The organism is Sphingobacterium sp. 18053 (assembly GCF_902706145.1).
Taxonomy (GTDB): Bacteria; Bacteroidota; Bacteroidia; order Sphingobacteriales; family Sphingobacteriaceae; genus Sphingobacterium; species Sphingobacterium paramultivorum.
Window position 1 is genome coordinate 255,598 of the sequence record NZ_CACSJW010000010.1, and the last position, 14,472, is coordinate 270,069.

At 40.0% G+C, this 14,472-nt stretch carries 10 protein-coding genes; 1 reads left to right on the forward strand and 9 read right to left on the reverse strand.

The features are described from left to right. The first annotated feature begins 19 nt into the window (after positions 1-19). Entirely contained in the window at positions 20-862 is an 843-nt protein-coding gene (gene folP / locus GVK91_RS23150) for a dihydropteroate synthase (RefSeq protein ID WP_153844847.1), read from the forward strand. Between the two features lie 7 nt (positions 863-869). Here the strand turns inward: folP and GVK91_RS23155 are convergent, their stop codons facing one another. From GVK91_RS23155 to GVK91_RS23195, 9 genes are all read right to left on the reverse strand, one after another. Beyond that, positions 870-1,892, reverse strand: a complete 1,023-nt coding sequence (locus GVK91_RS23155; RefSeq protein ID WP_159731464.1) for a cytochrome-c peroxidase — start codon at positions 1,890-1,892, stop codon at positions 870-872. 148 nt (positions 1,893-2,040) lie between these two features. Further along, positions 2,041-2,889 (reverse strand): MbnP family protein, encoded by an 849-nt coding sequence (locus GVK91_RS23160; protein ID WP_159731466.1) that lies wholly within the window; start codon positions 2,887-2,889, stop codon positions 2,041-2,043. A 22-nt stretch (positions 2,890-2,911) separates the two neighbouring features. Next, on the reverse strand, positions 2,912-4,900 hold the full coding sequence (locus tag GVK91_RS23165; protein ID WP_159731468.1) for a TonB-dependent siderophore receptor: 1,989 nt from the start codon (positions 4,898-4,900) through the stop codon (positions 2,912-2,914). Positions 4,901-4,905: 5 nt separating this feature from the next. Then, positions 4,906-5,811, reverse strand: coding sequence for a hypothetical protein (locus GVK91_RS23170; protein ID WP_235032977.1), 906 nt, complete (start codon positions 5,809-5,811; stop codon positions 4,906-4,908). 413 nt (positions 5,812-6,224) lie between these two features. Beyond that, positions 6,225-6,602, reverse strand: a complete 378-nt coding sequence (locus tag GVK91_RS23175; RefSeq protein WP_153844843.1) for a hypothetical protein — start codon at positions 6,600-6,602, stop codon at positions 6,225-6,227. 197 nt (positions 6,603-6,799) lie between these two features. After that, positions 6,800-8,137 carry a DUF5125 domain-containing protein gene (locus GVK91_RS23180; RefSeq protein ID WP_159731470.1) on the reverse strand — a complete coding sequence of 446 codons (1,338 nt, stop codon included), beginning with the start codon at positions 8,135-8,137 and terminating at the stop codon, positions 6,800-6,802. Positions 8,138-8,194: 57 nt separating this feature from the next. Continuing rightward, positions 8,195-9,667: a glycoside hydrolase family 30 beta sandwich domain-containing protein gene (locus tag GVK91_RS23185; protein WP_235032978.1), complete on the reverse strand. Its 1,473-nt coding sequence runs from the start codon at positions 9,665-9,667 to the stop codon at positions 8,195-8,197. A gap of 79 nt (positions 9,668-9,746) precedes the next feature. Beyond that, positions 9,747-11,264, reverse strand: a complete 1,518-nt coding sequence (locus GVK91_RS23190) for a RagB/SusD family nutrient uptake outer membrane protein (RefSeq protein ID WP_159731474.1) — start codon at positions 11,262-11,264, stop codon at positions 9,747-9,749. 11 nt (positions 11,265-11,275) lie between these two features. Next, positions 11,276-14,221 carry a TonB-dependent receptor gene (locus tag GVK91_RS23195; protein WP_235032979.1) on the reverse strand — a complete coding sequence of 982 codons (2,946 nt, stop codon included), beginning with the start codon at positions 14,219-14,221 and terminating at the stop codon, positions 11,276-11,278. Between the last annotated feature and the right edge of the window lie 251 nt (positions 14,222-14,472).

Sequence of the window (14,472 nt, forward strand, 5' to 3'; positions counted from 1 at the left end):
CAAGCCTAGCATTGTTCTGATGAAAAGATTCCACACTTCAGCCTGTCATTCTATACTGGTCGATGGTACCTTAATGACCTTCGAAAAGCCCATTATTATGGGGATACTCAATGTGACTCCAGATTCTTTTTATGACGGTGGCGACAATACAACCGTAGCACTTGCGGTAGAGAAAGCAAAGAAGCTATTGCTTGAAGGTGCTCAAATTCTTGATATTGGCGCATATTCCTCACGTCCGGGCGCTCCATTAATTTCATCACAGGAGGAAATGGATCGAGCTCTTCCCGCTATTCGAGCAATTAAAACTGTATTTCCTGACGCTATTTTATCAATCGATACCTTTAGGGCAGACGTTGCTGCTGCTGCCATCGATGCGGGAGTGCACATCATAAATGATGTTTCGGGAGGTACACTCGATGATAACATGTTCGCCACGGTAGCAAAATATCAAGTTCCCTATATTCTCATGCATATGCGCGGTATTCCCGAAAATATGCAGGAAAAAACAGATTATACAGATATTGTAACTGACGTAGCCACCTTTTTAGGTGACCGCATTGCGACGCTAAGAAGTATGGGGGTGAAAGATATTATTCTTGATCCGGGCTTTGGTTTTGCAAAGACAGTCGAACAGAACTATGAGTTGCTCTATCGTGTCAATGAACTTCACTACTTCGAGTTACCAATTTTGGGTGGAATATCCCGTAAATCCATGATCTATAAAAAAATCGGAATCACCGCCCAAGAAGCTTTAAATGGCACCACCGCTTTAAATACCTTACTTCTCGAAAGAGGTGTACAAATTCTCCGCGTACATGATGTAAAAGAAGCGAAACAATTGGTTGATCTCTTCTATTCATAAATCAGCATTATTTGCCTACAAATTTGGGATCACTTAATGTTTTAATAAAAGCTATGATAGCTTCCTTTTCTTCTTCTGTCATAGGAATTCTTTTACCATTTTCCTTAAGAATCGGATCTAGGTTAGCTGCATCCAAAACACCCTTGTCAAAATAATCCAGGACAGATTTTAACGTTGGGAACTGCCCAAAACTTCCATAAGGCGCTGTATATTCCGCATTTCTTAAAGAAGGTACCCGAAAAGCCATATAGTCTGTTTCAATACCTGTGATGCGTGCTCGCCCGGCCTCATCGGGATGCTTATTTAAAGGAAACCCTACATTTCTAAAACTCTGATCGGTAAATAATTCTGTTGCATGGCAGCTTTCACATTTCAACTTAAACAGCTGATACCCCCGTTCTTCCTCGATCGTGAATTGCTCCCCTTCACCTCTTTTTACCTGATCATATTTACTGTCGGCCGAAACTAATGTATACTCATACTGTGCAATGCTTTTATAAATTCGTTCAGGTGTAATATTCTCATCGCCAAAAGCCTTCTTGAACAATCTTTTATAATCAAACTCGCCATTGATTTTACCGATGACCTCCAGGATAGATGAGTTCATCTCCTCATGCGTGATAATTGGCACTAAAGGTTGCTTTTCCAGTTCGAGTATATTGCCATCCCAATTATAAAATTTCATAAAAGCCAAATTCTGCAAAGGTGGAGTGTTCCGAAATCCGACGCGACTATCTATACCCACTGCCTGCATTTTTCCATCGGAAAAAGCCAATGAGGGATTATGGCAACTGGCACATGATATCGTATTATTTCCACTGAATCTTTTTTCATGAAATAGTTTTTCACCCAATTCAACACCATACTTTGTTGGCTTATTGCTATTAAATGCATTATTCAGACTCGGAAAATCCGCAGGAATATTGAACGTGACTGTGGGGTTGTCTTCCAGCGTAGATTCAACGATATTATCCCTACTACAGGATAAAGCAATCAGTATAACTGTCAGGATTAAGATGACTTTTTTCATCCTTCTATTTTTATCAATGGTTGATGAATATTCAGAATGCACACTTGAAAGTCATGGTGCAATCGGACGGCGTTCTTTTGTTTATGCATAACGTATTTTCAGCAAATGGCTACAACCTCATTCAAGATCATAGCCATTTACGTAAAATTTAGTTAGAAACACGCTCAACAGTGAACATCCCTGCTGTATCACTGCTGCCGTTACCGCCAAGATTATCAACAAATTTGACCATTTCGACTGCCGAATGAATACTAGGCACAGCGTTGTTAGCACCCAATGTAATGGTATTCGTTTTCCCGCTTAAGAGCTTATCGAAATCCGCCCTGATATTAATCTGTGGTACACTTTTTCCAACAGTAACTAAGGACGGTAAATTCAACGTAATATCCCGATAAGCATCTACCCCCTGTTTATAAGTGGATTCATCACCATTTGTTCCGTTGATCGTACTTCCTGTGTGAATAGACAACTCTTTATGATCCGCACCATAAAAGCCTTCCAATTTCGTAAATCGGTAACCTGTTCCCCATTCCCAGTGCATTTTGGTGTCATTAGCCCCTGCTGTTGCATAGAAAACTGGGAATCTCAGTTGATCCAATGTATTTATTTCCTGTTTTACTCCCAAGCCGAATTTGATCTGTTTATAATCTCCAACAGGTATATTACTCAGTACATAATTTAAAGTTGCCGCTTTCGCCTGATCAATTACTGTAGCCCCTTTATCCAGATCATTTACATTATAAGGGATTTCAGATCCATCGGCTTTAATAAGCCTGATATTGCTAATTACGTACTTCAGCTCAGAAAACTGATGCAGTTGCCCACTGGCTGATGTATTTGTTGTGGCAGCTGGTGAATCTGCACTACCCAGCACAATTGTTGTATTTTTAAATGTATTGTTGAAATGTAAGTTAACACTGTTGGCGACATCTTCACTTTTGCTACAAGAAACCATAACCAAAGAAATCATCAGGAGTTTAATTGCATTGTTTTTCATTTTATTCTAAGTTTTAAGGTATTTAAAAATTGATTTTTAAGGATGTAAAAATATTCCTACCCATGCGTGGTATATTTCCCCAATCTGCATAGGTACTATAGTATTCATTGAAGAGGTTCTCCGCACCGACCTGAAACACGGCATTTAATTTTCCAATAGTGAAGGTATAGTCTGCCGAAACATTCCATATCTTATAGGATGCAGTTTGGTCCTCTCCGTATTCAGGGCTAAAATTGACCTGGCTAAAGTCCCCGTTCATTGAAGTTTGCACACCGATCATTTTGTATCGATAATGCAATGATGTTTGATAACTTAAGGGACGTATAAAAGGCAGGTTTCCGCCCATATTGTCTTGCCCTCTGGCATAGGTAAGTACGACTTTCCAATCTAGACTTGGCAAAATTTGATATTGCGCATTGAGCGCTAGGTTAAACAGAGTCGCATGATCTAAAGAGGTATAGCCTTTCACACCTACCGATTGATAATTCATAGGGCTACCCAAACTCAAAATCCGGCCAATAATGTAGTCTTGGATAAAGAAATAATTGGCCTTGGCCCCAATGCTTAACTTTCCGGTCTTAAATCCGGCACTGGCATTGGCTTCATAAGAGACTTCATTTTTTAAATCCGGATTTCCGATATAGTCATACCGATCGAAACTGTTGTAAATGTAATAACCATAAGCCTCCGAAACAGAGGGAGCACGATGCCCAAACCCTGTTCCTATGGAAAAGTCAAACTGACCAATATTTAACTGATAACTGGCGTGTAGGCTCGGAAGAATTCTATTTTTCTTCTGTGGAGAACCAGGATGGAAGATCCAGTTGAATTCAACATATTTCGAATAGTTATAGTTCAAACCCAATGAACCTCCAAAGACAAGTCTACTGATATCAGAAAGATCTAACGAGTTATTAATGGCTACACTCGCGAAACGGGTGGTCACCCATGGCCAGCTATAGGCAAACATGGTCTGTTTGGATCGATCCTGCGGGTACATACGCATCTCAGCTATGGATAGATTATCGTAAGCATTTACTTGTATTTCCGAAGAATAACGATCTTTCTGCAGATTAATTTTGGACAAAAGACCATAGGTTGTACTCCAGCCCGGCATATCCATATGGACCAAATTCTCGGGACGGGTGGTATCATCCATATAGTGCTCAACTGCATTAAAATAAACTTTGGTGTCCCATACTTTTACCAAGCCCTCTTCAAACAACTGTTTGTATGCAGCCGAAGTGATAATCGCTCTGGATAAGGATAAGTCCATTGGCAAAGCCGGGAATCCCACATCTTTTGCACGATCAAAAATAGCATCTACCCGAACAGCAGAAAGCGGACTTGTTTTATAGGCCAAGCCCAGCGACGCATTGAATTTATTATATTGCGAATGCCGTACTTCATCGTCATTTCCATCATAATAATTTCCAGCCTTCCGGAAGGCAATACTTCCATCTGCCACAAATTTGTCACTTGAGTAATATAAATTCCCAAGATTGAAAGTCTGCTTATTATTGAATTCAAAACCTGTCTGATAGGCTCCGCCAATTTTTTTCTGCAAACCAAACGAGGTATTCCTTCTTTTTAGATCTATACTGCCAGCGACCGTAGCGCCATGCAGATTACCTTCCTGCCCCGATTTAATATCTATGGCGGCAAGGTTATTACTTTCTACATACGAGGTTATCGGGTCCATTTTATCCGTACATGCTCCAAAGACATGCATCCCATCGATCGTAATTGTCGAACGCTCGCTACTCATATTATTGAGTAGGGGTTCCCAAGCATAGGCTCCGCGTTTGATAAAGCTAATATTACTTGCAGAAGCCAAATATTCATCCACGGAGACTGTCATCTTCAGATCGTTTTCAATTCTCTTTTTGGCAGCTGCATTGACTGTAACCTCGGCTAGACGTCTCGTTGTATCGCGGGTAACAGGATTGTTTTGTCCGTGTACGTTCCATCCCAAAGACAACATAAAGAGAATAATACTTATCTTCCTCATAGCCTCTAGAATAGAATATCAATGTATAACTCGCTTTTACGACCTTCTACCCCCGGTGTAAAGTCCTTGGGCACCTCAGTTCCTGCTATTACCCTTCCATTTTGGTTGACCAAAATAAAATTCAATGTCCAGTTTCCTGTCATTGTGTAATTCACAACACCGTGGTACAATCCGTCGGCCTGTTGTACCAGGTCTTTATTATTGGGCGAAGAATGGTTGCCCATCGAAGGTTCTGGCATACGCGGATCCAATTGTAGGGTATATCCATTGACTGTCGTATAAGACAATTGTGCAGCGTCCAACTTATAAATCCCGGCGACCAGCTTATTTTCAGAAACAGTTGGTTTCCAAGGAGAAATCAAGGCGATTAAATACTGTTCGCCATCTTTCCCGGTTAAGGTGGTTATGTTACGATTTTTATTTACCTGCGGCTTTACAGTTACATGTTGTGTAGCGGTGAAGGTCTGACCGCCAATTGTAAAATCGATTTCCAAACTCCAGTTTGCTGCTGCAGAGCTTTCATCTGTAAACACACTGTAACCCGAAAAGTAGCGACCATCCAACGTGTAGTCCATTTCGGACTGGTGCGGACAAACAATTTTCATTCCTTCCACATTGGTTTGGACTGGTAGCAATTTGACTGAGGAAACGGCTACAGGTTCATTATTTTGCTGCTTATTGATTATCACGCGGATATCATTATAACCGCGATACAATACCCCACCTAAGGCCTCAACACGAATACTATACCCTGAAGAAACAAGGCTTGTAATCTCTTTAAACTCTGTATTCTCTGCCACAGTATTTCCCCGCTCTGCCTCATAGTCTGTTTTCTCCTTTGTACAAGCGACTAGGAGAAAAGACATAATCGCGATATAAAAACCCACTTTTTTTATAAATAAATTTCTCATCTATAATTTTTCATTTGTTAGGAAGCTATCCGATTTATTGCGTGAGCACGAGGGCTCATCCAATAAATCAAAATGATATCCTATTGTGACGAACGGATATATTTCATCGTATAGATGCGCTCCATTCAACTTTTAGAGAAATGAAACTATCAATATTGATCTTAAACAGATTATTAGCTATTATCAATATTCAAATGATTCGGATCCACACCATGATGTAGCCCAAATAATTAGGAAGGTTTCATTGAAATAAATAGTTATTGAAGAAATAGCTTAACCGAAGATCGATTTTATGGACAAAGCATCACTAAAAGCATTTTCACAGCACAATTATAACGCGAAGGAAATCTTAGCATACCTTGTAATCCATCGTCAGTGATCGACTACTTAATCAAATAAATTTCTAAGTGGATTTAAACCAAAGGGGGGTGAAATATCGTAAAGATGGGATTATAAGAATAATCTTCATTATATACTGGAAGCAGGCGCTCCACAGTATCTTCATAAAGAGCCGTATTTTTAAATGTAAAATCTTGTGTATTATTTATAAAAACAACATCGATAATACGCAATTCAAGATTTTTTTGTTCCTTTTCCTCATGCTCGCGCATTTTCTTCATCAAAATACATTGGCCTCGACAGGCTAGCGCATTATCGTTAAAACGATTGATACATTCGTAACGTGCAATATAATCTCGATTCAACTCGAAGACTGTCCATAGCCATACCGTCGAGAAGCTCTGGAGGAGCATCAAGGGTAATAGAATCCATATAAACAGTCTGGTTTTCATTCGAATATTTTATTCTCAATAGCAGCTAATATCAGGAAAATTATTTCTTTATCTTGTAAACTTACCAAATCGAGCTCATGCTGATTCATCTTGAGTTTGGGCAAATATAACAAATGAATCTTGGAATAAACAAATGCTATTTAAAAGAAAAAGTCCTAGGCAGACTACTACCTAGGACTTATAAAACTCAATTTTAATTATTTTGACGTAACCGTCAAAACCGCTTTCTTATTGCCGGCAGTTAAATCCAGTGTAAAAACATAGGTTTTACCTGACTCTAAAACTTTACCCGTTTTGATGCCCAGATTGCCTGAATCACGACCATTCTTGCCATCCCCGACAAAGACAATATCATTTGAGGTTGTCACATCTGTACCCCCAAATTCACCTCCCCATCCTTTTTGATGGAAAAATTTGAAGTTGATGTTATCAGAATTTATAGACTCTCCTGCCTTAACAGTTATCTGGTATTTCTTGTTACCTAGTGGAACCAGACAAAGCGCTTTATCCGTGTTCCAGCCCACCTGGTTACTGGATACTTTAGGCTTTCCAATTCCTTCACCAATAATCCAGACAGCCCCAGATCCATCATCTTGTAATTTTGCCAAATCATTGCCCGTCATCGCCTCAACCACAAAGTATTTTAAGTTAAAGTCTGCGGTAACACGATATTTCCCTGTCGCTCCTTTAAAGGATAGGGTGCCATCGGCCGCTTTGGTAAAGAAATCTGGATCGATCCACCAATCTTGCAGATCCGCAATCCCTTCAAAAGTCGTCGTTTTCCCTTGCGCCAGCTCGATTTCAACTTTAGCATGTTTATCATCCAGTCGACTGAACTGCGATCCATTTAGCAGTACAACAATAAATGGAGATGCCTGAAATGTCAATGTATTAAATTGAATTGGATATACGCCAGAAGTCGAATTTGAAAAAGGAATTTCAGCGGTAGACCCCAAGTTAATAACATTATTGACCCATCCAAAGTTCATCGCATTGCCTTGTGTACCTACTTTTGGCGCTTGAATATAGCCTTTTACCTCAGCTGCAAAATTTTCTTTTGCCGCATATTGGTTGCGCCCTACTTTTTCCATGCGATAGGATTTGGATTCTGTGACTAAAGTCAAATATGGAAAGTCGGGTCTGCTCAGGTTAATATCAAAAGATTGTTCCGTTATTTTTTGGCTAATATTCTGTAAGACAAACTTAAGGGTTGCTTTTCCATCGGGAATATCTTTCAGGAACGGAACATAAATCTTTCCAGCATAGTCTCCATTTTGTTTGGTACGGATAACGGTTTCTGTTACCTTGTCATCTGTAAAATACAATTGTGCTTTAACAGTAGACAGCGCAACTTCACTATCCGACACATGGACCTGAAACTCGAGACTATCCCCAAAATTTGCAGCCGAGATAGGCGATTTCAATTCGATTTTAGGATCCCCTATTTGATAGGTATATTTTTCATCCTTTTTACAGGAACTAACTGCAGTAATAGCAGCAGTTCCCAATAGTATATTGATGAGATATCTTTTCATTTGTTCATAATTTATGCGCTATCAATGTGATAGCGCTTAGGGTTTATCATCCTCCAGTTAATAGGTCCAACGGTAAGAAACAACCGACTTAGCTGGCACATCATAGCTAAAATGATGTTTACCGTCTGCGACGGTAATTTTACGGCTATCTCCCGACTCGTTTAACAGAACAACAGCGTAGGTCCCATCTGTATTTTGAAAGGCTGTATAAACTAGCCCTTCTGCTGTATACCCAGAAGTACCAATCCGCGAGGCTCCTGATTTGACAACCGAAGAAAGATGACCAACAATATAGTAGTGCGAATTGCGCGTTATATTCTTATAATTTGCCTTACTAATATCCACGGCGCCATAACATGTCTGACAGCCACCTTCGCGATTTGGCCCTTTGTCAGTATCAAGCATCAGGTTCCATACAATAACACCCTTACTCCAATTGTTCACTGTACCGAGAGCCACTTCACGCATATCCTCCATCAAACGTTTTTCAAGATTGCGTCCATCATTCCACTCCCCAATTGATGTTTCCGTAAATACCAGTTCCTTGTCTGGGCGTTGATTATGAATATCGATAAGTTCAGCTTTATCCCCACCATAATTATGGTACGCCGCTCCGGCGAAGAATGACGCTGCTCCGGCATCGTTATAAATCTTTACTGGGTAATTAGACTGATCGGCAATATTATCATAGTTATAATTATGATCAAATGCATAGATCTTTGTTGATAAGTTAGCCGCTTTTAATTGCGGGCCTAGCGCTTGTTTGACAAAAGCCTGTTGTTCCTGCCATGACATATAAAGCGAAGCGGAATTTTTTCTATTCAATGGTTCATTTTGAACAGTAATCGAATAAATATTAATGCCTTCTTTCTTCATTGCCTGGATCCATTGAACGAAATACCAACCATAATCCTGGTAATATTTTGGATTTAACTGACCACTGGTCCATGAATCAAAGGGCTTTAAATCAGTTAGGTTGTTAACTTTCATCCATTTCGGTGGAGTCCATGGGGAGCCCATGATTTTTATGGATGGATTGATAGCAAGTATTTCTTTCAGCACCGGAATGATATATTGGATCTCTTCAGACTGCAATCCAAAATTTGCCTTTCCTTCTTTGTCCCAACAGGTATATTCACTCAACGAGAAGTCGGAACATCCAATAGCAATACGGATATAGTTCATTCCCATTCCATCTTTATCTGAAAAAGTCTCTGTAAGGAATTTTGTCCGATCTTCCTTACTCATTTTCATTAAATTATAACATGTTGAGCCTGTGATGGCTGCACCGAAGCCGTCCATCGTCTGGAATTTCTTAGTAGGATCTAGCGTAATTGTATTGGGCGACATATTAAATTTGGAGCTGAAATCAACAAAGCGCTTTCCAAAATCCAAAGACCGACTGCCTGTCGTCGTATAAATGGTAACATCACCACTTTTTTTAATTTCATCACCTTGCGAAGGTGTATAGCTGTCACGGTTACAAGATGTTGCCGTCACTAGACAGGACAACAAGAATGTATATATCATAGTTTTTTTATTATTACGTTTCATCTGTTAATATATTTGTCTCCATCCATCAGATGGGGGATTCCACTTGTTAAATCAATTAATACCCCGGATTCTGAACTAGATTAGGATTCTGATCAATTTTTGGTTGCGGAACGGGTAAACGATAAGAGTTTTTCGTAAATGGATACACCTGTGGCTTTCTTCCAGCGTCTTTTGCATAGACCGCATTCATGACAGATTCCACCTTATCTAAGCGCACGAGATCGAACCAGCGTTGTCCTTCGAAGGCTAATTCAAGACGACGTTCTTTCAGATAAGCATCTAATAAAGCATCCTTATTTGAACGTATCGCAGCTGACAATTTTGGTAATTTAACACGTGTGCGAATTTTGTCAATAATGTCTGCTGCGCTGGATAAATCTGATCCCTGTTGAATTAAAGCTTCTGCCTTGAGCAATAAAAGATCTGCGTAACGAAGCTTGACAATACTATTAAATGCAGACCGCAATTTAAACATGAATGGATAATGATTTGAAGGATAATAGTTGCTCCAAGTAGTGGAATAATAGACGATAGATTGCCCCAAACGAATCTGATCCCCTTCATTCGTATATGCTTGTATCAAATCCCGTGATGGGGTTATCCATTTTGCCCATGTGAAGTTATTATCATAATTGGACAAATCCCTTCCAAACATCCAAGTCACCCAATTGCCTCCACCTGCAGTGAACTGTGCTTCCAAAATCGATTCTTTCGTATTCCGTTGTGCAAGATCTGTGCTGCTTGCATTCATCGCATATAAATCCGAGTAATTGGTATTCAGATCAAAGCCATCCCCAGTCAATGCATCAACAAATTGGATGACTTTAGCATAATCGCGAATTGGTTTTTCGGCATAGATCTTTGCCAGCATAGCTCGCGCTACGGATTTAGTAAATAAAGTCTTATTTCCGTTATTGTTGGCCGGCGCATCTGCCAATCCATCCATCAAATCTTTTTCGATCTGCTTATAGGCTTCTTCTTCGGTAGCTTGTTTAGGGAAATACTGCGGATAAACTTCATTGACATTATCACCGGTAATATCGGGTGCAATTGTGGTAATGACAGGGATAGATCCAAATATACGGACCATATCAAACATCGCCAATGCTCTGAATAGTTTCGCTTGTGCTTTATAAGTCCTAATTTCTGTATCGCTCACCGATTTATCAGCGACACTATCCACATAAATGATCAATCGATTTGCACGTCCAACATCTTCCAGATATCTTCCCCAATCCCGGTCAACCACAGAATTAGACCCTTCAATAGAATTATTTTCAAAAGGTACAACTTCCGCGCCGGTTGTTCCCGCATAGGAATTATCGGCGTGGGAATCGCCAATCAAGAGGAGGTCGAGGTACCAATGTTCCTGCCTATCTTTCATCTGTTGGTAGATCCCCGCCAAGTAAGTTTCAACTTCGGCTTTATTCTTGAAAACGACCTGCGTTCCTGTCTCTGTCTTCCCTTGACTGACATCTGAATAATCCGAAAGTGGATCACGGTTCAAAGAGCAAGAAAATAAAAACAAAGAGCCGGTTAGCAAAGAAAGAGCGTTACTTATATATTTTTTCATGATACAGACAATTAAAACTCAATATTAAGACCTAAAACAAATGAACGATTCTGTGGATAGGTCCCCCAATCAATACCCTGGATTCTGGAATCAGATCCACCGGAATACTGGTTTACTTCGGGATCCATACCTGAATATTTAGTCAAGGTAAATAGATTACTTACAGATAGATAAGGCTGAATTTTATGGATACCAATACGTTTCAGTCTCTCCGGAGAAATGGAATAGCCCAAGGAAACATTTTTCATCCGCAAATAACTACCATCCTCAACAAAATAGGTTGAATTCTTCATGTCAAACCCAGCTTTCGGAACGTTGGTAATCTGTCCCGGTACCCGCCAACGATCCAATACAACAGTAGTTTGATTTCGACCATCATACATCCCCTCTGTTTCCATGCGGCTCGCATTGAAGATATCGTTTCCGTAAGTTCCCTGAATAAATATACTGAGGTCGAAATTTTTCCAGGAGAAGCTGTTTGTCATACCATAGACAAACTTTGGAAGAGGATTACCGATATATGTGCGGTCGCTCGATGAAATCTTTCCATCGCCATTCAAGTCGCGGTACATGAGTTCGCCGGTTTCAGGGTTTACACCATCAGAGATATAACCGAAGAATCCTGCAAGTGATCTTCCTGGCTCATTCTTCACGACAAAATCATTGACATAATCGTTTGTCTTTACATCGTAGTACACTTGTTGTAGATCCAGTTGTTTCAGTTTATTTCTGTTAAAAGAAATATTAAAATCGGTATTCCAAGTCAAGTTTCCGGTCAGATTTTTTGAATTTACCGCGAATTCAAAACCATGGTTATTCAACCTTCCACCATTTCTTTGGATTGTGGTTGCTTGCTGTCCTGCGGGCAAACTTGCATTCATTAAAAGATCTTTCGTATCCTTGTTGTAATAATCTGCACTGATGCTGAGTCGATTATTCAACATAGTGATATCAAAACCAATACTGGTTGTGCTTGTCGTCTCCCAAGTCAAATCTTTCGCTCTTAAGATTGTTGGTTTATTGATATTTGGCAATGAATTGTCTTTTCCCTCAACGAACCACTGTTGACGTTGGATCCCACTCAACTGTAGGTACGCATAATCACCTAATCCATATTGATTACCTGTCTGTCCCCATCCGCCACGGATTTTAAAGTCGTTTATCCAGGTTACATCTTTCATAAAGTCTTCAGAAGAGATTCTCCATGCAGCTGAAACCGATGGGAAATACCCCCAGCGACGTTCCGGACTCAACTTCGAAGAACCATCGGCACGCATATTTGCGGTCAATAAATACTTGCCATCATAATTATACATTGCGCGGGCGAAATAGGACATAATCCCCCAGTTGGATGCTGTGGATCCTGTTCTATCCCAAGAGATTTTGTTTGCCGCATTAAGTGTCTCAATGATTCCATTTGCATAGTTTGAACCATAGATATAGCTTCTGGAGTACTTGGAATCTGTCCATGACGAACCGCCCATTACTTCCAAATTATGCTTTCCAAAGCTCTTCGTGTACGTCAAGAAATTGTCCCAAGTCAACACGGTATTTGTATTACGAATATCTGAAGCCTCCCCGAATTGGTTTCTTCCCCAAGCTGTTGTCCAAGGGTCCAAAAAGGTCGTCATCACACCTGATCTTCTATCCAATGAAAACGCAGTTTTCCAAGTTAAATTAGGCATAAAAGAAACCAGTGCACTTCCTGTGGCGACAAGACGGTTTTCTCGGTTATTATTATTTCTTGTCCGGGCTAGGTTCTCCAAAGGGCTGGTGATGTTGTTGATCCCATAGAAATTATTATAGAATCGATCCGGATTGGTTGGATCCCATACAGGCGCGTAGGTTGGTGTTGTAATCACCGATGTAACTACCCCCCCACGATTAGAACCCAATCCTGAGGTAATTCCATTATCATTATTATCGGAATAATTGATATTCGCATTCACCTTTAGCCATTTTCGGACTTGGTTATCAATATTAGCACGAAAATTATATCGTCTAAAGAAGGATCCTTGTAGTGTTCCTTTTTCGTTCAAATACCCCCCTCCTAAATAATAACGAAGCTTCTCATTGCCATCCGAAACGGATATTTGATGATTTTGTTGAATACCTGTCTTATAGGTTTCTTTAAACCAATCTGTTTGATCCAACAATCCCTCTGGCAGATTTATCATGCCTATTTCATCCTGTAAATCTTTGTATTGACTGGTATTTAAAACTTTAACCGTGTTATTGACAACATTGGCTGTCCATTGTGTTCCCAGTGTAATTTTTGCTTCCCCGGCTTTTCCTGATTTTGTCGTAACCAAGATAACACCGTTAGAACCACGTGAGCCGTAGATCGCTGCCGATGACGCGTCCTTTAGAATTTGAATATCCGTGATATCATTAGGAGACAAGAACTTAATATCTTCCACAGGAACTCCATCAACAACATACAAAGGAGTGGTATTGCTATTAAAAGACGTTATTCCGCGAATTTGTATCTGAGGTGCTGCACCTGGCTGACCACTCGGCTGAATAACAGTGACCCCGGCAGCTTTACCCTGAATGGCTTGCCCAAAATTAGTAACGGGTCTCTTTTCTAAGTCTTTGGTGGAAACTGAAGAGATTGCAGTCGTGACATCTTTTCTTTTCACGCTACCATAACCGATTACAATAACATCCTCCAGCAAATTGGTTGAGGAATTTAATTGGACAATCATGGTACTGTTGGCAGGTAGTTCTTTACTGTCGTAGCCAACAAAAGTAAATTGGAGTATACTGCCCGTGCTAGCTGAAATCTGAAAACGTCCATCTCCGTTACTGGAGACTGCGTTATTACTTCCTTTTTGTGTAATGGTTACTCCTGAGAGTGGTTTCTGATCTTGGGCATCCAAGACACGTCCACTAACTTGAATTCGGTCTTGGGCAAACACCAAATTCACCAAAGTAAACAAGAAAGCTAACCCCATTGAAAAGGCAACTTTTCGTGTAAAGTAAATCATATGAAATAAAAAAATTGGTTATTGTTTAATCTTTTGGTTATTCCAAAATGGCAATGAGTTTCCCCTGCTTCATTGCTCAAAACAAAACTAAGATCAGCTTGACGGAGAAAAAAGAGCTAGTACTTAAAAAGTACCGAAGAAAAAACATAAATAACTAAAAACAAGATGACTATAAAAAATATACACCCTTAAAAAGTACCTAAAGGAGCGTACAATTG